This window comes from Neisseria sp. HMSC065D04 (assembly GCF_001815675.1).
GTDB lineage: Bacteria > Pseudomonadota > Gammaproteobacteria > Burkholderiales > Neisseriaceae > Neisseria.
In genome coordinates this window covers 1-482 of record NZ_KV821517.1, presented here as the reverse complement: position 1 = coordinate 482, position 482 = coordinate 1, and the positions used below count along the sequence as shown (strand labels likewise).

Below are 482 nucleotides of genomic sequence, written 5' to 3'. Positions count from 1 at the left end.
CCCGCCGTACCGTCAGCATGATTGACGGTAAAGTCAGGAGCCGCAACGGAACCATCCGCACCAACAGTCGTATTCAGCGCTGTTGCCAACGGTTTGATTTGGCTGACATTCACTCCGTCGGTGTCGTCCGTACCTTTGGCTACTTTGGTAATCTTATTGCCGCCGTTGTTCAGACCGGAAGTAGTCAGTGACACTTGGTTCGGAGAACTGTCATCACCAATCTTCAGACCGTCGGTCGTCAGTACGCTGTTACCTGCGGTAACTTTAGGCGTGGTCAGTCCGGCAGCGGTCAGAATGCTGTCGCCAACTGTTACTTTGTTGAACTCAACCTCTTCCGCAGTCGCTACGGTGATGTTCTTACCGTTGCGGGTCACGGTGATGTTCTTGCCTTGTTTGATGGCTACTTCATCATCAGGATTGATTTTTTCAGACGACGTTTCTTCGTTGACTTTCAGCTTCCAGCCTTTCTCGGCAGTCTCTTT

At 51.2% G+C, this 482-nt stretch carries 1 protein-coding gene; it reads right to left on the bottom strand.

Features of this window, described 5'->3' with window-relative positions:
* On the bottom strand, nt 1–482 hold a 482-nt coding region (locus HMPREF3050_RS06735; protein ID WP_141758415.1), incomplete at both ends, for a hypothetical protein.